A 21,574-nucleotide genomic window follows, 5' to 3' on the forward strand; every position below is an offset into this window, starting at 1 on the left:
TATGATTGAAATCAGCAAAATATCAAAACGTTATCAAGACACAACCGTTCTCGATAATATTACAACAACAATTCAACGTGGCGGTATTACTTCGATCATCGGCCCTAATGGCGCGGGTAAATCAACACTACTTTCTGTTATTGGACGTTTATTACTTCCTGAAAGTGGCATGGTGACCGTTAATGGTATGGATGTTGCTGCAACTGATAGCGATATTCTTGCTAAAAATCTTTCAATACTGCGTCAAGAAAACCAGTTTGTTAGTCGTTTAACCGTAGAAGAATTAGTCAGTTTTGGGCGTTATCCTTACAGCAAAGGTCGTTTAACGCTCGATGATAAAAAAGTCATTGATGAGTCATTAGACTTTTTAAATTTAACTGAATTTCGTTATCGCTATCTAGATGAATTATCGGGTGGGCAACGTCAACGTACCTATGTTGCAATGGTGCTATGCCAAGACACAGAATATGTCATGCTTGATGAACCACTGAATAACCTTGATATGAAGCATGCGGTGATCATGATGAAACTTCTGCGAAAAGCCGCAGATGAATTAGGAAAAACCATTATTATCGTTATTCATGATATCAATTTTGCCTCTGTTTATTCTGACTATATTTTAGCCATGCGTAACGGACAACTGTATTATCACGGTTCACCAAAAGAGATCATGAAAGCAGATATTATCGAAGATATTTTCGATACACCCGTTGATGTTAAAGAGCTAGATAATAAGCTAATTGCTATGTATTACTAATTTCCATGTATTACTAATGCCATTTAGCCCGATTATCTTCAATAAAAAGCATGTTGTTCTTCTCATTAACAACATGCTTTTTTATTGCCTTTTCCCTTGCTGAAGTAACTCTGAATCAATATCTTCAAAGATAGATTGCCATTCATTATCATCAATATCCATTAATCCAAAATAACGCAGTAAAAAAGTGCCTTCTGTCGCTAAAAATGCCAATCGAGCGCGTTTTCCGGCTTCTGTTGTCGTATCAACACCTGCTAACCGTTGCTGATACCACTCTTTTGTACTTTGCAGATATTCAGGCGTTTGTAGCAATGCCGCCATCAAACTCGCCCCTTTGGCAAAAGAGACTTTATCGTGATTGTGAGTGGCATGAATATGGGCAGCGACACGATTATCAGGAGAATTATCCTTTTCAACGATTTTTTTAAATTGCGTTTCATAACTGCCTTCCCAGTGCTCAAACATGGCATCTATCATCGCCTCTTTACTGCTAAAACAGTATTGAACGCCCCCTTTTGAGATCCCCATTCTTTTTGCAACAGTATCAATCGTTAATGCTGCCGCTCCTTGCTCCATCACAATGTCGAAGATAGCTTCTAACAGTTTTTCTCTATCAATGGTTCTTTGACGTCCCATAAAAAAACCCCTTTTCAATACGGTCGTATGGATTTATATTGTAGCCGCTAGTAAAAATAATACACATAAAAATAACTGAGATTTCTATGATAAAAGATTATAAACGTTGGATAGTATTACTTTTGGTATCTAGCATGCTGTTTCTGATTGTTGTTGATGTAACAGTGCTTTATACCGCATTGCCACGTTTAACTTATGATTTAAACGCAAGTGCATCAGAAAAATTATGGATAATGAATGCTTATCCATTGATTGTTGCTGGATTATTACCCGCAGCGGGTATGCTCACAGACAGGATCGGTCATAAAACACTCTTTATTTGTGGCTTACCGCTATTCGCTCTCGCTTCTTTGTGTGCAGCTTTTTCTCCCACCGCAACAACCTTAATTGCTTCTCGTGGTTTTTTAGCGGTAGGAGCAGCAATGAGTATGCCAGCAACATTATCAATAGTGCGCCAAGTTTTTTGCGATCCACAAGAGCGGGCTATTGCAATTGGTATTTGGTCTGCGGTTGCATCTGGCGGTGCTGCTTTAGGACCTTTAATTGGCGGTATTTTATTAAATAACTTTTGGTGGGGTTCTGTCTTTTTAATTAACGTTCCCATTGTGCTTTTGGTATTACCGTTTTCTATTTGGCTGATTCCTACATTTGCAGGGCATGGTCGCCATAAAATCGATTATTTAAGCTCAGTACTTATTTTAGTGGGTTTGATCAGTGCCATTTATGCCTTAAAAGAAATAGGAAAACCTTATACACAGTGGAATGAAGCTACGATTGCCACCATTATTGCCGTCGTTTTCCTCACTCTATTTACTTTACGCCAACGTAAACAGACCCACCCAATGATTGACTTTAAGCTATTTAAAAATCGCTTTTTTAGTATCGGTATTTTAATGGCGGTGCTTTCTATGGTGATCATTGTAGGCATTGAATTATTGCTTAGCCAACGTTTACAGCTTGTTGCAGGTTTTACGCCTTTAAATGCGGCATTAGTGATCTTACCTATCCCAATTGGCTCTGTACTTGCTTCTCCATTGGCAGGTTATTTCTTGGGTCGTTTAGGTGAAGTTCGCTTAATTATTGCCGGATTTATGCTTACTTTAGTGGGAAATCTGTGGTTAATTGCCGTTTTTCAAACAACATCGCCAATGGTGTTAATCGGTAGCTTATTCTTAATCGGCTTTGGTTTAGGTATTATTTTTACTACCGCATCGACATCAATTATGTTGAGTGTTGCAGATAGACAAGCAGGAATGGCGGCATCAATTGAAGATGTGGCTTATGAGCTAGGCAGTGTGATTGGTGTGACTTTTATGGGCAGTTTGATGAGTACGGTATACACCTTAAAACTGATGCTACCTGACTCATTAATAATTAATGATGCGGTATATGACAGTTTAGATGAGGCACTTATTGTGGCAGAAAAATTACCAAATGATGTGGCTTCTCTGGTTATCTCTCAGGCAAACATCGCCTTTGAAAATGCCTTTTTTGTCGTGCTAACCGCGACTGCAATTATTACTGCACTTAGCTTAGTGGTTCTCCCTTATTGTTTACGTAATATCGTAAGGACAAAAGTGGCTTAAATTGTGAAGTGATTTCTACAAAATAAACGCGTCTAAATGGCGCGTTTTTAATATCAACTAAAATCTATCGATATCCAGTGCATCCATACTAAAATGCGAAGGTGATTGTCCCATCTGCTTTTTAAACATAGTTGAGAATGAACCGGCACTGTTATAGCCCAAATCAAAGGCAATTTCAGTAATTCCACAGCCAGATAAGATTTGTGTTAATGAATTCAATAAGCAGACTTGTTGTCGCCATTGTGAAAATGACATTCCTGTTTGTTGGCGGAAAAAACGACTAAAAGAGCGCTCACTTTTATGTAATCTATCTGCCCACTGTTGCGGTAAAGAGTCTATTTTAGGGTTACGAATAAAATCGCGACATAATTTAGCTAATTTACTGTCTTGTGGAATAGGTGCAAAAAACGGTAACGGTTTTGCTTTCGCTAATTCACATAAGATTAACTGCATTAAAAGACCATCTCGCCCTTTTTTATCGTACTCTGCAGGTACATCTACAGCTTCAAGCAATAATTGACGAAAAAGAGGTGAAACACTGACAACTTCACATTGTTTGCTATGACGAGGTGCTGCGGAAGGCTCGATATACAAGCTTCGAGTACTCACATCTAACATACGAGTTTCATGCCCTGTTTCTGGCGGGATCCATACACCACAAGACGGTGGAATAACCCACTCACCATCATCCGTGCTGACTTCAATTAACCCCGTTGCAGGGTATAAAAATTGCGCTCGACGATGTTGATGCGTTTCTAACAACGTATTGGGTAAATAGTCTGTACCCAGCGCAATAACATCTCGGTCAAGTGAATCAACGCTTTTTAAAGGTACATTTCTCACAATTTAGGTCACTCTCTTTTTATTTTCGTCCTTTTAATATAGCAGTTATCGCGCGCCCTACACACTAGCAAATAATGGGCTATATAATTAAAATCGTTATATATTTAAATAAATAACGAAAATGCCTTATGTGAAATTTCAACCTTCTTGATATCTATTTAACATACCCTATTAACATCCAAAAAACGTGTTTTTAACACTGTCAATAAATAGGCTGAAATTCAAATGTCATTGTCTGGTTTTAGAATGTTGGCAAAAGATTAATCAACTACTATCCCTTTCGCAGAGGTTATTTCGAGCATTCTGCAATTATCTATGCATTCAATAATAATGCAGCGGATACCAGACATTCCCTTTATTCATAGCCTAGAAAAATCACGCACATTCTTTATATCAAGTATCGGGTATATCGGGATCCGCCTATTATGTTTAAGGTAGAGTTCATTATGAGCAATCAGTCCGATCACGATAGTGATACAAAGAGCATTCTCAGCGATGTTAGCCGCCGTCACTTTATTCAAGCTAGCTCAGCATTAGTCACGCTTCCTTTTCTCGCATCAAACTCTTTTGCTGCGACAACAGATAACGCGATTCCAGTAAAACCAATAACAACTGAAGATGGTGAACGCGTTGTTTCAACTTGCAGCAGCTTCGACTGTGGCGGTAAATGTGATATTCGTGCCCATGTAAAAGATGGCAAAGTTACCCGTATTAGCACACGCCCAGATGCAGATTTAGATGAAGAGATGCCTATTATGCGTGCCTGCGTTCGAGGTCGTGGTTATCGAAAATTTGTCTATCATCCAGACCGTTTAAAATACCCAATGAAACGCGTTGGAAAACGTGGCGAAGGAAAATTTGAACGCATCACTTGGGAAGAAGCAACCACCCTTATTGCGCAAAATATGCAACGCATTAACCAGCAATATGGTCCCGCTTCTCGCTTTGTGAGTTTAAGTACAGGTGTTACTGGCGGTATTTTCTCAGGTGCGAATATGCTACGTCGCCTGTTTAATATCACTGGCGGTTTTCTGGAAAACTATCACTCTGTTAGTAACGGTAATACCCTTGCGGTGACGCCTTATACTTACGGTACCGCAGCCAGTGGCAGTACATTAGATACGTTAGAAAATACCCCTCTGGTTATTTTATGGGGTCATAATCCTAACGAAACTATTTTTGGTCATTCAAACCATTTCTTCCAAAAAATGAAGAAAAACGGCACTAAATTTATTGTCGTTGACCCACGTTATTCTGATACCGCCTCTTCTTTAGCTGATCAGTGGATCCCGTTACTGCCAACAACAGATAACGCCATGATGGATGCGATGATGTATGTCATCGTCAGTGAAAATCTGCATGATCAAGCCTTTATCGATAAATACACTGTTGGCTTTGATGAACACCAAATGCCTGAAGGTGTGGGTGAAAATGAGTCTTTAGTTGCCTATTTAATGGGTAAAAAAGATGGCATTAAGAAAACCCCTGAATGGGCTGAAACCATCACTAAAGTACCCGCAGATACGATTAAACAATTAGCTCGTGAATACGCATCAACAAAACCGGCTGCATTAATGCAAGGCTGGGGTCCTCAGCGCCATATTTGTGGTGAACGGACGGCGCGTGGTGCAACATTACTTGCCACTATCACCGGTAATGTGGGTGTGCGTGGTGGTTGGGCGGCGGGTTATGGCATGGCATTAAACTCTGAACTGCGTAAAACCATCGCAGGGCCAAGCCTATTAACAAACCCAGTAAAAGCGAAAATTAATATCACCAACTGGGTGCAAGCGTGTGAAGATAAAAACTTAGTCACACCAAAAAATGGGTTACTGAATGCTGAGAAACTTGATACTGAAATCAAGATGATTTTCTCTATGGCGGGTAACTACATGACGAACCAAAATACCGATATTCTTCATGCCGCCAAAGTACTGGAAGATGAATCGAAAGTAGAATTTATTGTTTGTAGCGATCTCTATCTTACCCCAAGTGCGAAATATGCCGATATTTTACTGCCAGAAACCAGCTTCTTAGAACGTTGGAATATCGGTGGTACATGGAGTTATGGCGACTACATTATTCTTTCTGAAAAAGTGATTGAGCCTGAATTTGAGCGTCGTACTGACTACGATTGGTTACGTGAAGTTGCTGATAAATTAGGCGTGGGCGAACAATTTAGCGAAGGTAAAGAGACCGATCGCGATTGGATTGAATATTTAGTCAATGATGCAAGTGCTAAACGTCCTGAAGACGGTATCCCAACCTTTAAAGAGCTATTGGTTAAACGTCGTCATCTATTAAAACATCGTCCTCATACTCAAAATGTGGCGTTTGAGAAAAATATCCAAGATATCGAGAATAATCCATTCCCAACGCCATCAGGCAAAATTGAGATTTTCTCTAAGCGTTTATATGACATGAATAATGTCGATATTCCCGCACTCTCTCATTATGTACCCGCTATTGAGGGTCCTGAAGATACGTTAACAGATAAATTCCCGTTACAACTTATCACATGGAAAGGGCGTAACCGCGCAAACTCAACGCAATTTGCCAACCCTTGGTTGCAAGAAGTACAACGCCAAGAACTCTGGTTAAACCCGTTAGATGCCCAAGATAGAAACATCAAAGAGGGCGAGAAAGTCAAAGTGTATAACGATCGCGGAATAACGATGGTTCCCGTCAAATTAACACAACGAATTATGCCTGGTGTCGTCGCCTTGCAAGCAGGTGCTTGGTGGCAACCTGATGCAAAAGGCATAGATCAAGGTGGATGTGCCAACGTATTAACATCATCCCGTAGCACCGCAATGGCACACGGCAATGCTCACCAAACATTATTGGTCGAGGTAGCAAAAGCATGAGTAAATTTATCGTTTATCCCGCTGTGAGCAACAAACAGTTAGGATTTTATATCGACAGCGCTCGCTGTTCAGGTTGTAAGGCGTGTCAGGTTGCCTGTAAAGATAAAAACAACCTTGATGTCGGACGCAAATTTCGTCGTGTCTATGAAATTACGGGCGGTGGTTATACCCGAAATCCTAAAGGCGCACTGGTCAATAATGTCTTTGCTTACACGTTATCTATTTCTTGTAACCATTGTGACGATCCGATTTGCGTTAAAAACTGCCCAACCACAGCAATGCATAAGCGTGAAGGTGACGGCATTGTGATGGTAGATACAGACAAATGCGTCGGTTGTGGTGCTTGTGCGTGGTCTTGCCCTTATGGCGCGCCACAGATGAACCCAGAAACCAAACAGATGTCGAAATGCGACTTTTGTATCGATTTACAGCAAAAAGGTGAACAACCAGTTTGTGTCGCTACTTGTCCGCTAGGTGCAATTCAATTTGGCCCTATTGATGAACTACGTGAACGCTATGGTGATTTAGATTATGTCACGGGTTTACCTTCCCCTGAAATAACGCATCCTAACCTTGTTATTAACCCACATCAGGGTGCCAATAATGACGGAATTAATAATAAGGGAGAAAGAAAATGAATGAATGGTCATTATTAATCTTCACATTTATGATGAATGCGACCATTGGTCTTGCGCTAACAACAGGGCTTTTTGCTCGTCGCCTTTCTCTTTATCTCAATGCAGAAAGCTACTATCGCTTTATGCTATTGGCCTTATTTGTTATTTGCGGATTGGCAGGTTTAGGCTCTATTGCCTCAATTACTCACTTAGGTGTGCCATTAAATGCCCCTAATGCGATTAGAAATGTTTTTTCTGCTTGGCTAAGTCGTGAAGTTGCCGTCACCGCTATTTTTGTTGGCTGCCTAGGCGTAACTTTTTTATGGCTCTGGCGCACTCGCAAACTCTCAATGCTGTTATTAAGTACCAGTATTCTGATTGGGCTATTTGATATTTATTGTATGGCATCGATTTATCGCCATACCTCCATTTTGACATGGATGGACCCAAACACTTATGTGATGTTCTTCGGAGCAATGTTAACACTGGGTGCTGCTATTTTCTTTTTGCTGATCAAAGTATTACAACGCATAGGAAATAAGTTAGGTATTGAAATACCACCAGCCTCTTTCCCAATGCGCTGGAAATGGCAATTATGGGGAATAATGGCATTTAGCTTAATTGGCCGATTACTGTATCAACCTTTTTATGAGCAATATTTAACGAGTACGCTATATAGCCAAAAATCGGTGACATTCCCGTTATCACCTATTCAAGTCTATTACTCTATTGGTTCGTTACGCACGACCTGTTGGATCTTAGCAACCTTTGCCGTATTGGCTTGTGGTTATAGTTTAGTGAAATTCCTAGCCGCTAAAAATCAAGATAAATCAACTGAGTCTATTTTTGCACTTGGCTGTGTGATCGCCATTATCGCTGACTTTATGTTGCGCTATGTTTTCTACTCAATTCACTAATCGTCATTGAGCATGTTGTTTCAATAATAAAAAAACAAACCTCATGAATTGGGGTTTGTTTAAGGAAGTATCAAAAATTATGAGCAGACTCTCTTATTATGCGGCTGCATTTAATTTATTGGGAATTTGTTATTTATTCCCACCTGATGATGACACCAATAAAACTGCACTCAACTTTTTTAAAACTGGGGATTTTGCAACACAGTGGCCTTGTAAAATTGAAAGTCGTTTGTGTGAACGTTTAATTGATTCCGCTTCTATCGATACAGCGCAATTAAAAAACCAATGGCAAAATCTTTTTGTTGGTCCAAATGCATTGCCTGCCCCTCCTTGGGGTTCGGTCTATTTAGATCCTGAGGGTTTATTACAAGGGGATTCTACTCTTGCATTGAGTGAATTTTTAAAACGGGAACGCTTAAAAGTAAACACGCCTTTTCCAGAGCCTGTTGATCATATCGGTTTGATGTTATTTCAAGCGGCAGTATTGGCATCAGAAAAAAGAGAAGACGCGGTTAATGAATTATTTTCTCTTCATTTAACCACATGGCTACCTCACTATTTAAATAAATTAAAAATGAGTGGGTATAGCCAATTTTATAGCACATTAACAGAACTGGTAACCATCACGGTGAACGCATTCAGAAAATAGAAATTTATTAACAACTTATCATCCTAACATAATTATTTAAGGTAATTTGGACCACGCACCCAAATTACCTTTTTTCATTAAGAACATCCCTTTTAAAATTATGATAATTTTAATCCCAAGCGTTTTGTTAAACGACGTAAATTCGCCGGATCAAGTGATAATTCTCGCGCGGTTGCTGCCCAATTTTGGTTATTACGTAGCAATGCTTGTTTAATTAAGTCTCGCTGAAATTCATCCGTTGCTTCTTTTAGATTTTTTTCTTCTGAAGGTAACGTTTGAGCGCCAGAGTGAATTGGATTTTCAGCCCCCAAAGCAAAATGACTGACTTGTAAAATAAGACTATCGGTTTTATTTCCGGCTCTTGCTAAAACAATTGCTCGGTGAATGGTATGTTCTAATTCACGCACATTACCCGGCCAAGAATAGTGCAATAAATAAAGGCGTAACTCAGGGCTAATAATCACTTGAGTAAGATTAAAACGTTGACGATATTGCTCACAAAAATAACCCACTAAGAGCAAAATATCTTCGTCTCTTTCTCGTAATGGCGGAACATGCAAAGGAAAAATGCTTAATCGATGGAAAAGATCAGCACGGAAATTTCCCGCCAAGACTTCTTCCCATAAGTCACGATTTGTTGCGGCTAATACACGTACATTAACGCGTAAATTACGATCATCACCAATCCGTTGAATATCGCCATATTGTAAGACTCGCAGTAGTTTAGCTTGGAGTGATAATGATAATTCCCCTATTTCATCAAGAAATAACGTTCCGTTATCTGCCATTTCAAATTTACCACTACGATGGCTAATTGCACCGGTAAAAGCCCCTTTTACATGCCCAAATAATTCACTTTCCGCCACGCTTTCAGGAAGTGCTGCACAATTTAAATAGACTAACGGATTATCTGCACGATTAGACATTTCATGAATGGCTTTTACCACCAGCTCTTTACCGGTTCCTGTTTCACCACTCACTAAAATATTCATATCAGCGGGAGCAACAATTTCTATCTCTTTTTTCAGTTGCATCATCGAAGACGATAAACCAATAATTTCTGTTTTGACTGTGGGCTTAAACGTATTGGTTGGCGTAAATAACATATTTTGATTTTCGAGTTGCTCAATCAATAACGCATTATTTAATGCCCCAGAGGTTAATGCGGCAATTAAACGTAATTCTTCATCACTAAAGGTATCAAACTGATGAGGGTCCATTCCATCAAGCGTTAACGTACCAATTAAATCTTGTCCCGCAAATAATGGTAATCCGACACAAGCATGAACTTTTAAATGTTCTCTATCTGGAATAAGCCCATCATAAGGATCGGGTAAATCACTGTCTGCTGGGAAGCGAACCACATCGCCTGCTCGCGCGATAGTTTCAAGACGAGGATGCCCTTCAAGTAAAAATCGCCGACCTAAAACATCAGGGACAAGGCCATCTATAGCTAATGGAATAAACTGATGAGGCTCATAACGAAGCAACGCTGCTGCATCACAATTTAGCACTTGCCGTAGTGTCGTCACCAGTCGTTGGAACCTATCTTGATGACCTACATCTTTTTGTAATTCAATGGCAATTTTAGCCAGCACATCAACAGAAAAACCCATAAAAACACCTCATAGTCATTATGACTGTTATTATGGTCATTTTGACATGATAAAGATAGTCATATTGACAACATTAAAATCACCAAAAAATAAAAACCATTTGAAAACAACAAGATAAAAACTGGCACGCTTCTTGATTATATCAATACATATCCCTATGAAAAGATTAATGAGAAGGAACAATACAAAATGGCTATTCATGTTAAAAACAATGTTAATTGGGTTGGACAACGTGACTGGGAAGTTCGTGATTTTCATGGCACTGAATACAAAACATTATTAGGCAGTAGCTACAACAGTTACCTAATACGTGAAGAAAAAAATGTGCTTATTGATACGGTTGATCATAAATTTAGCCGTGAATTTGTGCAAAATTTGCGTACACAAATTGCTCTGGAAGAGATTGACTACATTATTATTAATCATGCAGAAGAAGATCACGCTGGCGCACTCACTGAGCTAATGTCTTTTATTCCTAATACCCCAATTTACTGCACAGCAAATGCCATTGATTCAATCAATGGTCATCACCATCATCCTGAATGGAATTTTAATATCGTTAAAACAGGCGATAGCCTAGATATTGGTAATGGCAAACAACTCATTTTTGTTGAAACGCCAATGTTACATTGGCCTGACAGCATGATGACTTATTTAACGGGTGATGCGATTTTATTTAGTAACGATGCCTTTGGTCAGCACTATTGTGATGAACGTTTATTTAACGATGAAGTTGACCAAACAGAATTATTTGAGCAATGCCAACGCTATTACGCCAATATTTTGACGCCATTTAGTCGCCTTGTAACACCCAAAATTAATGAAATTTTAGGCTTTAACTTACCTGTTGATATGATTGCTACTTCTCACGGTGTGGTATGGCGTGATAATCCAACGCAAATCGTTGAATTATATTTAAAATGGGCAGCAGACTATCAAGAAGATCGCATCACTATTTTCTATGACACCATGTCAAACAATACACGAATGATGGCAGATGCGATTGCACAAGGTATCAACGAAATTGATCCGAATGTGTTTGTAAAAAGCTACAACGTCGCCAAAAGTGATAAAAATGACATTATCACTAGTGCTTTTCGTTCTAAGGGTGTGTTAGTCGGTTCATCGACAATGAATAATGTGATGATGCCAAAAATTGCAGCGATGCTTGAAGAGATGACAGGCTTACGTTTTCGTAATAAAAAAGCGGCAGCTTTCGGGAGTTATGGTTGGAATGGTGGCGCTGTTGATCGCATTCAAACTCGCTTGATGGATGCCGGATTTGAAACCGCACTGGCGCTAAAAACCAAATGGCGTCCAGATATGCAAGCTCAAGAGATTTGTCGTGAATATGGTCGTGAAATTGCACGTCAATGGGCTTTAGCACCACTTCCTTCAACTCAATCTTGTTGCACAACCTCATCACAACCTGAAATTGCCACAAATGTTGAAGCAGTAGATTTAGGTCCATGTATGCAATGCAGCGTGTGCCAATGGATTTACGATCCGGCAATAGGCGAACCCATGCAAAACGTTCAACCTAATACGCCATGGAGCGAAGTTCCTGATAGCTTCTTATGCCCTGAGTGCTCATTAGGAAAAGATGTCTTTGATGCGCTGGCAAAGGAGGCAAAATGAGTGCAGACCTTCTCAATAATGGGATTGTAATTATTGGTGCAGGCTTTGCCGCACGCCAATTAGTCAAAAATATTCGCAAATTTAATGCCGATATTCCCATTACTCTCATTGCTTCAGATAGCATTGATGAATATAACAAGCCAGATTTAAGCCATGTGATTAGTCAGGCTCAAACTGCAGATGATTTAACAAAACAAACAGCGGAAGACTTTGCACAACAGTATCAATTAGCAATTTATCCTTATACGCAAATTATTGATATTAATACGGATGAAAAACGTATTCAGAGCGCCCAAGGTGAGCAATGGTATTACGATAAATTGATATTAGCGACAGGAGCTAAAACTTATTGCCCTGCTATTTCAGGTCATGAGTTAATGTTTACGCTTAATAGCCAACAAGAGTATCGAACTTATCAGGCACAAATTCATCAAGCTAAACGTATATTAATTTTAGGTGCAGGATTAATTGGCACTGAATTAGCCATGGATTTTAGCCGGGCAGGCAAAGAGGTGATCCTTGCCGATATTTCAGGGCAATTATTATCTTCCCTGATCCCCTCCGATCTCAGTGGTCGCTTACAATCGAGCCTCACTGAAATTGGTGTTCGATTAATGCTCAAATCACCGTTACAGTCATTAACACAAACAGATAACGGAATTTTAGCGACATTTAATCAGCATCATCAATTAACCGTTGATTGTGTTATTGCCGCAACAGGGCTTGCGCCGAATATAGCGCTTGCTCATTTGGCAGGTTTACATACTGACCGTGGGATTATTGTGAATGAATATCTACAAAGTAGTGATAAAGATATTTATGCCTTAGGTGATTGTGCACAAATAAAGGGAAATTTATTACCTTTTTTACAGCCCATCCAATTAAGTGCGATGCATTTAGCAAAATCACTTGTAGGTGAAAATAATGCGCCTCTTAATTTACCGCCAATGATTATTCGGGTGAAAACACCGTTAATGCCTCTACATCTTGCCGGTGAAACCGCGCGTAATGACTTAACGTGGAATATTAACACTACACAATCGGGTGTTATCGCTAAAGGCTTTGATCAAAATGACGTATTACGTGCCTTTGTGGTAACAGAAGAGCAGGTAAAAGAAGCTTTTACATTATTGCGAGCGCTGTCCGCTTAATTTAAATAACATACGAGATACTGATATGAATTTACGTGATAAACCTCTCGGCCAACTGGCTTTATCTATTTCAGGTGCCAGTGCCATATTTCGTCAATATAACCTCGACTTTTGCTGTGGAGGGAAAAGAACATTAAGTAAATCTGCAGAAAAAGCAGGACTCAATATTGATGAAATTGAAAATAAACTTATCGCTCTTTCAGAACAACCTTTAGAAAAAGATTGGCGACAAGCACCATTGAGTGAAATTATTGATTTTATTATTGTTCGTTATCATGACAAGCACAGAGCGCAATTACCGGAGCTTATTCTACAAGCGGAAAAAGTAGAGCGGGTTCATGAAGCAAAACCGACTGTTCCAAAAGGACTAGCTCGTCAATTAACACTATTATTAGATGAACTGACAAGCCATATGATGAAAGAAGAACGCATTCTCTTTCCTATGATAAAAAATGGATTAGGAAGCCAAGCCAGTGCACCCATTAGTGTTATGGAACACGAACATGATGATGCAGGAGAAATTGTTGAAGTAATTAAGTTTATTACCAAAAACGTTACACCACCACCTGAAGCCTGTACAACATGGCGAGTGCTTTATAATGGTATTAATGAGTTTATTGATGACTTAATGAATCATATTAGCTTAGAAAACAACTTATTATTTCCAAGAGCATTAGCGGGCGAGTAATAGTTCACACACAGGGGATTTCATCATCCCCTGCTATTTTTATAGTGATCAATAAAATCTACCGCTCACCTTGAGTATCTATCAACAAACGCTGATTTATATATTCGATAGTCTCATCTATCGTCATAATATTATTAACAACATTAGTGATCCCTTGTCCGATAATAATTTCGGCTTGGCGTAAATTAAATAACTTACCATTAGGTACCGAAGATTCGCGTATTCCCTTATTAATTTCTTGATAAGCCAATGTCATCCATGGGTAACGATGGCTAATTTCTTGGTTATGGCTGAAATTTTGGTGATTACTGTTCCCACCTAATAAAATAAGGTGATCCATTACCATTGGGGAATAAAGCCAGCGATAAAATTGCTCTGCATATTGTGCTTTTTGGCTATATCGCGAAACGCCTAATACACCACCGCCTAATTGTGGAATACTTCCAGGGACAGGTGCAAAACCCGTTTTAGGTAAAATATTGCTATGAGCGACATCATTAAATAAATTCATATAAGCGATCAGCATAGCAAGATGCCCTTGCTCAAATAGCCTAACCGACTCACTCCACCACTTATTATGAATATTCTCAGTGATCGACAACTGTTTTAAATATTCTTCTAATATTTCACCTGCTAAAGGCATTTCTAATCTAGGAATATTATGACTTCCGATTAAACACCCACCTTTGGCGTAATAACGTAATAGATACTCTGTTGCAATCAGCCCTGCACTGCCCAATGTTGTTGAAGCGCCCATTGGGCGGCTTAATTGCCCTTCTTCATATTGTTCAGTAAAGAACTGCGTCACATTATCGTATTCTTCAAATGTTGTCGGTACGGTTAATTCATTACCTGTTTTTTCGTAATACATTCTTTTTAAAATAGGATCTTCAAACAAGTCTTTTCGATAAAACAGAAGTTGCGCACTAGCATCAAAAGGCATGGCATAAGCAACATTATTCACTAAGCTAAATTTCTGCTGAGTAGGCAGTGAAAAATTATTTAATAAGTCCGTTAGCCCATGACCAATCTTATCTAATGGCTGTAATATTCTTTCTGCAAACCAAGGAAAACAGGCCATATCAATACGCAATAAATCATAATAGGGATGTAAATGTAACTGACTTAAAATTTGATAGACTTCATCGTAAGGATGTATCGCTAAATTAACTTTAATTCCTGTTTGACGATAAAAATGAGGCAGCAGCTTTTTTAATGCACTCGTTGAAGGGCTAGGTAAAATCAGTAAGTTAAGACTGATATCTGCTTTATCCTCACTGATAACGGCTGGCGTTAAAGTATAAAGATGGTCACTTTGATTACGCACACAAGTCACATTAATTTCCGTTATTTCACTCTCATCCTCAGCTTGTATTAATGCATCCATCACTTCTAATCCAAGTTGAGCGTAATTCATTGGAAAGCAATACAACCCTTTTAATACAGGTGGAATATTGTCGCTCAATGCAAAAATAGGTGGACAATCATTATGACTACCGAAATAACTCGCTTGCGTTAAATAACGTGCTTTTTCTATATCTTGAGCGATAAATATGTCTGGGATTTGCTCTAGAGAAAAGAAATCAAACGCAATTTTATAACTCTCTTCATCGGATGCACAAAGCACCACATGTTTTTTATTGGGTGCATTCTCTAAAAGTCGATTTTGTAATTCATTGGCAAAGTTTTGATTATTTAAATAATCGCGACTCCCCATAAAAATACCCACTAATTGACCTGTCGTTTTTGCAACCTGTTGGCAAATAGCTTCTGCTGCTTGAGCAAAGTCGAGTGTGAAGGAACGTTGAGCATTAAGAGGTTGGCGATAAACAAATGCAACTTGAGAAGGTGATAATTTTAACGTGTCAAAATAGATATTTGCATCTTTGAGGCAGCTAACGGTGATCACTTGTTTATAGCCACCCGCAGCAATTTTCTGTAATGCCTCTAATTCTGTGGTTTCAAGATCGTCTGTTAAAAACAGATCGTAAGTAACCTCAGGAAAGTGAGCAATAGACTGCCTTAACGAATTAAAGAAAATAGCATATTTTTCAGAAACTAATTGAGGTAAAAGTATCGCAATTTTATGGCTTTTATTAGCTCTTAACAGTTGGGCCTGCGTATTTAATTGATAGCCCATTTGTTTGGCGGCTTGATACACAGCTTCAATTTTCTCAACACTTACATTTCCACGCTTATTCAATACGTTAGAAACCGTTCCATGAGAGACACCTGCTAGTTTTGCAATATCTTTAATCGTTGCCATTGACCTTTTTCCATCTCAATTTCTGCTTTTACTAGCATACCTGAATTATTTATCCCGACTACCGCTAATTGATTTGAACGTTCCATTTTTAATTTATTTATAAAACAAGCGTTTGTTTCTTATCTCAAATAAATAATTATCAATATCAATTAAAAATTATATCAATAATAATCAATGAGATAATAAATTTAATTTGAATAAGATCACTGATCTGATCTTCATTTATTGGCAAACAATTCTCATCACTTTATTATTGGAACGTTCAAATTTATCTATGTCTTATAGATAGCCAACACCAGATAATTAATAAAATCATAATAAAACAATAGGATAAGGGGATTTCTTATGAAACTTCATTTTTTAGGGACGGCTGCCTCAGAAGGCATACCCAATCCCTTCTGCCGTTGTGAACACTGCCTGAAAGCAAGAGAACTTGGTGGGAAAGATATCAGAACGCACTCTTCTGCCATTGTTGATGACATTATGTTAATCGACGTATCACCTACATTTAGCTACCAACTGATGCGCGATGGAATGGATGCTACCCGTTTTGAAAGCCTTCTATTCACTCATACGCATCCTGATCATTTCAATGTTGGCGATCTGTTTAGCCGAATGGAAGGTTATGGTTTTGAAATTAACCATCCTCTTCATATTTTTGGTAATGATCGCGCAATTAATGGTTGTATCGAAGTTTTACCCGGTTACAGCAAAGCGCGTTTTGCTTTCCACTGCCTAATTCCTTTTGTTACGGTAGAAAGAAACGGTTATAAAATTACGCCATTACTCGCTAATCATGCGAAATGGGAACTTTGCTATGTTTATCATATTGAGAAAGATGGCAAGGTTATTTTCTATGGTCACGATTCTGGTTGGTTCCCTGAATTAACGTGGAAATGGTTAGAAAATAAACCACTTGATATCGTTGTGTTTGAATGTACTTATGGGCTAAATGGTAAAGATCGTACTGATAATCATATGAGCCTCGAAACCGTATTTGCAGCGAAAGAAAAACTGCAACAGCAAGGTTGTTTACATCAAGATACACAAATTGCCGTTTCGCATATTTCACATAGTGGTAAATTGCTTCACCATGAATTAGAAGCTGTTTGTGCTCCTCACAATATCCGCGTTGCCTACGACGGATTAACGTTAGAAACAAATTAAGAGGAGAACGATGATGGATATGAAAATAACCTCTCGCTTACTGATTATGATGTTTGTGCAATATTTCATGCAAGGCGCGTGGAATATGACCATGGGGCTGGTATTAAGTAGCTATGGTATGGCAAGCATTATTGGTAATGCCTACGCTTTATTAGGCGTCGCAACAATTATCTCTCCTTTATTTATTGGTATGGTCGCTGACCGTTTCTTTGCTTCGCAGAAAGTCATGGGCATCCTCCATTTAATTAATGCCGCAGTCATTATTTGTGTTCCTCAATTTATTGAAGCACAAAACAGTGGCATGACTTTATTCTTAATTTTCATTATTGGATTATTGTTTTATCCAACAACTGCGCTCTCAAATAGTATTAGTTTCTCCCATATTAATGGTGTGAAATATTTCCCTATTATTCGTGTATTCGGTACGTTTGGTTTTATGGCTATCGGATTTATATTAGGAGAAATGGGCTTCTCTGGTAGTACGATGACTTGGTATATCGCTTCTGCTGTGGGTGTTTTACTTGGTTTCTACTGCTTTACTTTACCGAATACACCACCTAAAGCGAAAGGTAAGCCATTCTCTGCCCGTGATATTTTATGTTTAGATGCACTTTCATTATTTAAAGATCGTTATTTCGCTATCTTAATGTTTAGTATCTTTATTTTAATGATCCCAAAAACAGCTTACTCCGCTTATATTCCCGTTTTTATTAAAGCATTAGGTTTTAATAACGCAGCATCTATTATGCAAATAGGTATAGCCTGTGAAGTTCTGTTTATGTTTGTATTGTCATTCTTCTTAATGAAGTTTGGCTTCAAGATCACCTTACTTTTAGGGGCTATTAGCTGGATCATTCGCTCAATATTCTTCTCTTATGCAGCGGTAAATACAGAGTTTTATTTTATCGTCATCGGATTAATGTTGCAGGGATTATGTTGGGACTTCTTCTTTACCGCTGGTGATATCTATGTTGACCGCAAAGCAAAACCTGAAATCCGCGCTCAAGCACAAGGTTTACGTTTTATTGTCTCTAATGGTTTCGGCTTATTATTTGCTTCCACTATTTGTGGTCAAATCTTTAATTCAACCGTAACAGAAACAGGCGATGCTGCATTACCGCAATGGTCAACATTCTGGATATACCCAGCAATCGTTGCCGCTGTTGTGACAATATTCTTTATCTTCTTCTTTAAAGATGATGTGAGTAAAAAGAAAAATAACGAAGATAAAAAAACACAAGAAAGTATTGCAACACCCTAGTTTTAAAATAAAGGAATAAGCCAACGTTAGGAGCAAACCATGGACGCATTAATACAGTTTGTTGACAGCATTGGCCCTTTATCACTTTCAAGTATCGCTAAATTACTGGCCGCCTTTATTTTGGGCGGCCTTATTGGCTTAGAGCGTGAATCAAAGGGAAAACCTGTCGGTTTTAAAACCTGTGTCATTATTGCCGTTGCCAGTTGTTTATTAACTATTGTTTCTATTCAATCCGCAGAATATTACGCCAATATCTCCGACAATATTCGTAGCGATCCCATGAGATTAGCAGCACAAATTATCAGTGGTGTCGGCTTTCTTGGCGCAGGTGTTATATTGCATCGACGTGATGATGCTATTTCAGGTCTGACAACAGCAGCCATCGTATGGGCTTCAGCGGGTGTGGGGATTGCCTGTGGCTCTGGTTTTTATTGGCATGCCATGATTGTGACTTTTCTCTTTTTTATGGCTATTCAACTCAGCCCACAAGTGGTGCTATTCCAAATGAAAAACCAACGTTTAGGTAAGATAAAAGTACGTATGTTATTTACTCATGAAAGCGGTGTTCCTCTTTTAATTGAGTATTTAAAAAGTCATAAAGACGTAATTGAAAATCTGACTATTCGTGATATTAAAAAAGAGCGCGTTGAAGTAAATTTGAAGCTGTTAGTTAGGCAAAAAATTACCTTACCTGAATTTTATTGCTCATTAAAACAGCTTGAACATGTTCATTCTGTTTCTTTAGATCATTAGTATATTCAAAAAGAAAAAGGGCGGTTATCTAAGATAAAGCGCCCTTTTTATTATTTTGATGACCGATTGATGGTCATATTAAGGATTTTTGATGACTAGCGGATTACCAAAACGTTCTAGATACATCATGCCAAAGATTGTTGAAGCATAATCTGTAATATGCCCTACATCACGATAAACCGGCACACCTTCTATATCGGTTAAGCAGATATTTTTATCACACTGCACATCTTTAGGATCGATGATAATTAAAGTTGGATAATCCTGTTTTAATTTAACGAATAACTGATCCATCCATGTATTTCCCTCACCTTTATAGTTTTTGGGGTTACAGTTATTATCTGCAAAGTCTTTTCTTAATTTTGCATTTTCATAAAAACAGGTCATAAAACCACTTGGCATAAAATTGACTGTTTTAATAAAAACAGGTTTAGCGCCTGTGGCAATAATAATATCAAGCGCTTCACGCATCGCTTTTTCAACGCGTTTACGAGACTCTTCGACGGTTCTAATATCACCTAGCTTATTAATGACATGATTTGATGCATAGTTATTCCAGACTTGCCCAAATATTACATAATCAAAGTGGCTATTCTTAATAAGTTGATAATATTTCGCCGTCTGATCATAGCAACGTTGATAAACGGTATTTTTATGATTAGACCAGTCATAAAGATAAATATTAGGGAGCGTAATGCACGATGACGTGGCTTGTGCATATACATCTATTTTGGCGTCTTTACCTAAAATATCCATAAAGCCCCAATAATGATTTGCATGAGAATCACCAAATAAAAACGCTTTTCTCTGGCTTCCCACTTCACCAATATGGCACATTTTATCTGGATCAGCAGCTTCAAAATTCATACATTTAGTTCGATTAGGATAATCAAACTGATTCAACTTAGCTTCTAAATTAACGTAATTTTGCCCAAGCCTCGCTCCAATACCGCGATATTTTTCATTGAGTACATTTATCCCTAAAGTGCACAAGATAGGAATAATTAACAAAAGTGTGATGGAATATTTAAAGGCTAAACGCTTTCTTCTAAGCGGTTTTTCAATAAACAAATAAGAGGTTATTGAGAGCAATAAGGTTACTGCTAATAATGATCCTTTTTGTAGTTCTGTATTGAACACACCAATATAACGTGCAACTGCAAATAATGGCCAATGCCATAAATAGAGAGAGTAAGATAATAATCCGACGATCACGATTGGTCTTAATGAAAGTATTTTTTTAATAATACTTTCATGCTGTCCAGTATAAATAATGAGTGCCGCACCAAGGCAAACATACAACGTATTAATATTTGGATAACCTGCAATAATATCGTTTTGAAATGCAACCCAAGCAATCAAACCTAGTGCAATTAAGCTAATAACATCATTTATTCTTCGGTGCGGTTTTATCTTTGTGGGGAAGTAAGCAACACATACACCCAACATAAATTCAAAGATCCGCGTACTAAAATAGTAATAATTTTTCGGTTGGTCTTTTTGGTAAAAAAACACCAAAAAAAATGAAATAACAGTGACTAACGCCACCCAATAAAAATGATTAATGCTGCCTTTTACATTAATTTTATGCAGAAAATAAAGTGCAAACGGTAAGAAAAGATACCATTGCCACTCTATTGCTAAAGACCACGTATGTAATAACGGCAAAAAGAGTGCATCTTGTGCCGCATAGCTGGTTGTCGCTCTTGCAAAATATTTATTAGAGAGAAAGGCCGAAGCGTATTTTTCGCTATTTGTAATATCTAAGAAATCGTTAGGGAGATAAAAAAGCCCTGATATCACGAGTGTTGCAATTAATACGACAAGATAAAGAGGCTGTAATCGCCATAATCGACGATTATAAAAATCACAAAATGAAAAATTATCTTGTGACAATGAAGTTTTAATTATCAGCGAGATCAAAAAACCTGAGATCACAAAGAAGATATCAACACCAATAAATCCTGAAGGGATTAAGCGGTTATCCAAATGAAAAAGAATAACCAGAATGACAGCAATAGCCCTTAAACCATCAATATCAGCGCGATATTTTACATTCATAATTCAAGTACATTATCCAAATAAAAAGAATTGCCGGATTATATACCAATTAGCCATATCGCTTTAGTCACAAAAAGAAAAAGACTATTGAATATTTACTA

At 38.2% G+C, this 21,574-nt stretch carries 17 protein-coding genes; 12 read left to right on the plus strand and 5 right to left on the minus strand.

The features are described 5' to 3' along the window. The first annotated feature begins 1 nt into the window (after nucleotide 1). Complete coding sequence (locus tag BTA34_RS16130) at nucleotides 2–757, plus strand: ABC transporter ATP-binding protein (RefSeq protein WP_151436424.1); 756 nt, start codon at nucleotides 2–4, stop codon at nucleotides 755–757. 81 nt (nucleotides 758–838) lie between these two features. Here the strand turns inward: BTA34_RS16130 and BTA34_RS16135 are convergent, their stop codons facing one another. Beyond that, nucleotides 839–1,393: a TetR/AcrR family transcriptional regulator gene (locus tag BTA34_RS16135; RefSeq protein WP_151436425.1), complete on the minus strand. Its 555-nt coding sequence runs from the start codon at nucleotides 1,391–1,393 to the stop codon at nucleotides 839–841. 86 nt (nucleotides 1,394–1,479) lie between these two features. Between BTA34_RS16135 and BTA34_RS16140 the strand changes: the two genes are divergently transcribed. Next, on the plus strand, nucleotides 1,480–2,979 hold the full coding sequence (locus tag BTA34_RS16140) for an MFS transporter (protein WP_151436426.1): 1,500 nt from the start codon (nucleotides 1,480–1,482) through the stop codon (nucleotides 2,977–2,979). 57 nt (nucleotides 2,980–3,036) lie between these two features. Here the strand turns inward: BTA34_RS16140 and BTA34_RS16145 are convergent, their stop codons facing one another. After that, nucleotides 3,037–3,822 (minus strand): AraC family transcriptional regulator, encoded by a 786-nt coding sequence (locus BTA34_RS16145; protein ID WP_151436427.1) that lies wholly within the window; start codon nucleotides 3,820–3,822, stop codon nucleotides 3,037–3,039. Between the two features lie 446 nt (nucleotides 3,823–4,268). Here BTA34_RS16145 and BTA34_RS16150 point away from each other — a divergent pair, with 446 nt between their 5' ends. The 4 genes from BTA34_RS16150 (at nucleotide 4,269) to BTA34_RS16165 (ending at nucleotide 8,872) form a co-directional block, all read left to right on the plus strand. After that, nucleotides 4,269–6,689, plus strand: coding sequence for a DMSO/selenate family reductase complex A subunit (locus BTA34_RS16150; RefSeq protein WP_151436428.1), 2,421 nt, complete (start codon nucleotides 4,269–4,271; stop codon nucleotides 6,687–6,689). After that, nucleotides 6,686–7,327, plus strand: coding sequence for a DMSO/selenate family reductase complex B subunit (locus tag BTA34_RS16155; RefSeq protein ID WP_075673997.1), 642 nt, complete (start codon nucleotides 6,686–6,688; stop codon nucleotides 7,325–7,327). The genes BTA34_RS16150 and BTA34_RS16155 overlap by 4 nt, the downstream gene beginning before the upstream one ends. After that, the gene (locus BTA34_RS16160) at nucleotides 7,324–8,223 is read left to right on the plus strand and encodes a dimethyl sulfoxide reductase anchor subunit family protein (protein ID WP_151436429.1); all 900 of its coding nucleotides are present in this window, start codon (nucleotides 7,324–7,326) and stop codon (nucleotides 8,221–8,223) included. The genes BTA34_RS16155 and BTA34_RS16160 overlap by 4 nt, the downstream gene beginning before the upstream one ends. A 79-nt stretch (nucleotides 8,224–8,302) precedes the next feature. Further along, a complete protein-coding gene (locus BTA34_RS16165; protein WP_151436430.1) occupies nucleotides 8,303–8,872 on the plus strand; it encodes a molecular chaperone TorD family protein in 570 nt (189 codons plus the stop codon). Nucleotides 8,873–8,970: 98 nt separating this feature from the next. Here BTA34_RS16165 and norR read toward each other — a convergent pair whose 3' ends face one another. Next, a complete protein-coding gene (gene norR / locus BTA34_RS16170) occupies nucleotides 8,971–10,488 on the minus strand; it encodes a nitric oxide reductase transcriptional regulator NorR (protein WP_151436431.1) in 1,518 nt (505 codons plus the stop codon). A gap of 189 nt (nucleotides 10,489–10,677) precedes the next feature. Here norR and norV point away from each other — a divergent pair, with 189 nt between their 5' ends. The 3 genes from norV to ytfE are packed head-to-tail and all read left to right on the plus strand — an operon-like array spanning nucleotide 10,678 to nucleotide 13,965. After that, entirely contained in the window at nucleotides 10,678–12,126 is a 1,449-nt protein-coding gene (gene norV / locus BTA34_RS16175) for an anaerobic nitric oxide reductase flavorubredoxin (protein ID WP_151436432.1), read from the plus strand. Then, nucleotides 12,123–13,277 (plus strand): NADH:flavorubredoxin reductase NorW, encoded by a 1,155-nt coding sequence (gene norW / locus BTA34_RS16180; protein ID WP_151436433.1) that lies wholly within the window; start codon nucleotides 12,123–12,125, stop codon nucleotides 13,275–13,277. Before norV ends, norW begins: the two co-directional genes overlap by 4 nt. 25 nt (nucleotides 13,278–13,302) lie before the next feature. Further along, nucleotides 13,303–13,965: an iron-sulfur cluster repair protein YtfE gene (gene ytfE / locus BTA34_RS16185; protein ID WP_151436434.1), complete on the plus strand. Its 663-nt coding sequence runs from the start codon at nucleotides 13,303–13,305 to the stop codon at nucleotides 13,963–13,965. A gap of 58 nt (nucleotides 13,966–14,023) precedes the next feature. Here the strand turns inward: ytfE and BTA34_RS16190 are convergent, their stop codons facing one another. Continuing rightward, nucleotides 14,024–16,231, minus strand: a complete 2,208-nt coding sequence (locus tag BTA34_RS16190; RefSeq protein WP_151436435.1) for an extracellular solute-binding protein — start codon at nucleotides 16,229–16,231, stop codon at nucleotides 14,024–14,026. A 345-nt stretch (nucleotides 16,232–16,576) separates the two neighbouring features. On the opposite strand from BTA34_RS16190, the gene BTA34_RS16195 reads away from it, so the two are divergent. From BTA34_RS16195 to BTA34_RS16205, 3 genes are read left to right on the plus strand one after another with little or no spacing between them, the layout of a single operon-like run. Then, on the plus strand, nucleotides 16,577–17,398 hold the full coding sequence (locus BTA34_RS16195) for an MBL fold metallo-hydrolase (protein ID WP_151436436.1): 822 nt from the start codon (nucleotides 16,577–16,579) through the stop codon (nucleotides 17,396–17,398). Between the two features lie 13 nt (nucleotides 17,399–17,411). Beyond that, nucleotides 17,412–18,659, plus strand: coding sequence for an MFS transporter (locus tag BTA34_RS16200; protein WP_151436437.1), 1,248 nt, complete (start codon nucleotides 17,412–17,414; stop codon nucleotides 18,657–18,659). Between the two features lie 39 nt (nucleotides 18,660–18,698). Then, the gene (locus tag BTA34_RS16205; protein ID WP_151436438.1) at nucleotides 18,699–19,412 is read left to right on the plus strand and encodes an MgtC/SapB family protein; all 714 of its coding nucleotides are present in this window, start codon (nucleotides 18,699–18,701) and stop codon (nucleotides 19,410–19,412) included. A 78-nt stretch (nucleotides 19,413–19,490) separates the two neighbouring features. Here BTA34_RS16205 and BTA34_RS16210 read toward each other — a convergent pair whose 3' ends face one another. Then, complete coding sequence (locus tag BTA34_RS16210; protein ID WP_151436439.1) at nucleotides 19,491–21,473, minus strand: acyltransferase family protein; 1,983 nt, start codon at nucleotides 21,471–21,473, stop codon at nucleotides 19,491–19,493. Nucleotides 21,474–21,574: the final 101 nt, after the last annotated feature.

Origin of the sequence: Proteus sp. CD3 (assembly GCF_008808075.1) — a bacterium.
GTDB lineage: Bacteria > Pseudomonadota > Gammaproteobacteria > Enterobacterales > Enterobacteriaceae > Proteus > Proteus appendicitidis.

Bases quoted from the DNA above. Each gene is read 5' to 3' on its own strand.
- BTA34_RS16130 (WP_151436424.1), top strand. From the start codon at position 2: ATGATTGAAATCAGCAAAATATCAAAACGTTATCAAGACACAACCGTT.
- BTA34_RS16135 (WP_151436425.1), bottom strand. From the start codon at position 1,393: ATGGGACGTCAAAGAACCATTGATAGAGAAAAACTGTTAGAAGCTATC.
- BTA34_RS16140 (WP_151436426.1), top strand. From the start codon at position 1,480: ATGATAAAAGATTATAAACGTTGGATAGTATTACTTTTGGTATCTAGC.
- BTA34_RS16150 (WP_151436428.1), top strand. From the start codon at position 4,269: ATGAGCAATCAGTCCGATCACGATAGTGATACAAAGAGCATTCTCAGC.
- BTA34_RS16155 (WP_075673997.1), top strand. From the start codon at position 6,686: ATGAGTAAATTTATCGTTTATCCCGCTGTGAGCAACAAACAGTTAGGA.
- BTA34_RS16160 (WP_151436429.1), top strand. From the start codon at position 7,324: ATGAATGAATGGTCATTATTAATCTTCACATTTATGATGAATGCGACC.
- BTA34_RS16165 (WP_151436430.1), top strand. From the start codon at position 8,303: ATGAGCAGACTCTCTTATTATGCGGCTGCATTTAATTTATTGGGAATT.
- norR (WP_151436431.1), bottom strand. From the start codon at position 10,488: ATGGGTTTTTCTGTTGATGTGCTGGCTAAAATTGCCATTGAATTACAA.
- norV (WP_151436432.1), top strand. From the start codon at position 10,678: ATGGCTATTCATGTTAAAAACAATGTTAATTGGGTTGGACAACGTGAC.
- norW (WP_151436433.1), top strand. From the start codon at position 12,123: ATGAGTGCAGACCTTCTCAATAATGGGATTGTAATTATTGGTGCAGGC.
- ytfE (WP_151436434.1), top strand. From the start codon at position 13,303: ATGAATTTACGTGATAAACCTCTCGGCCAACTGGCTTTATCTATTTCA.
- BTA34_RS16190 (WP_151436435.1), bottom strand. From the start codon at position 16,231: ATGGCAACGATTAAAGATATTGCAAAACTAGCAGGTGTCTCTCATGGA.
- BTA34_RS16195 (WP_151436436.1), top strand. From the start codon at position 16,577: ATGAAACTTCATTTTTTAGGGACGGCTGCCTCAGAAGGCATACCCAAT.
- BTA34_RS16200 (WP_151436437.1), top strand. From the start codon at position 17,412: ATGGATATGAAAATAACCTCTCGCTTACTGATTATGATGTTTGTGCAA.
- BTA34_RS16205 (WP_151436438.1), top strand. From the start codon at position 18,699: ATGGACGCATTAATACAGTTTGTTGACAGCATTGGCCCTTTATCACTT.
- BTA34_RS16210 (WP_151436439.1), bottom strand. From the start codon at position 21,473: ATGAATGTAAAATATCGCGCTGATATTGATGGTTTAAGGGCTATTGCT.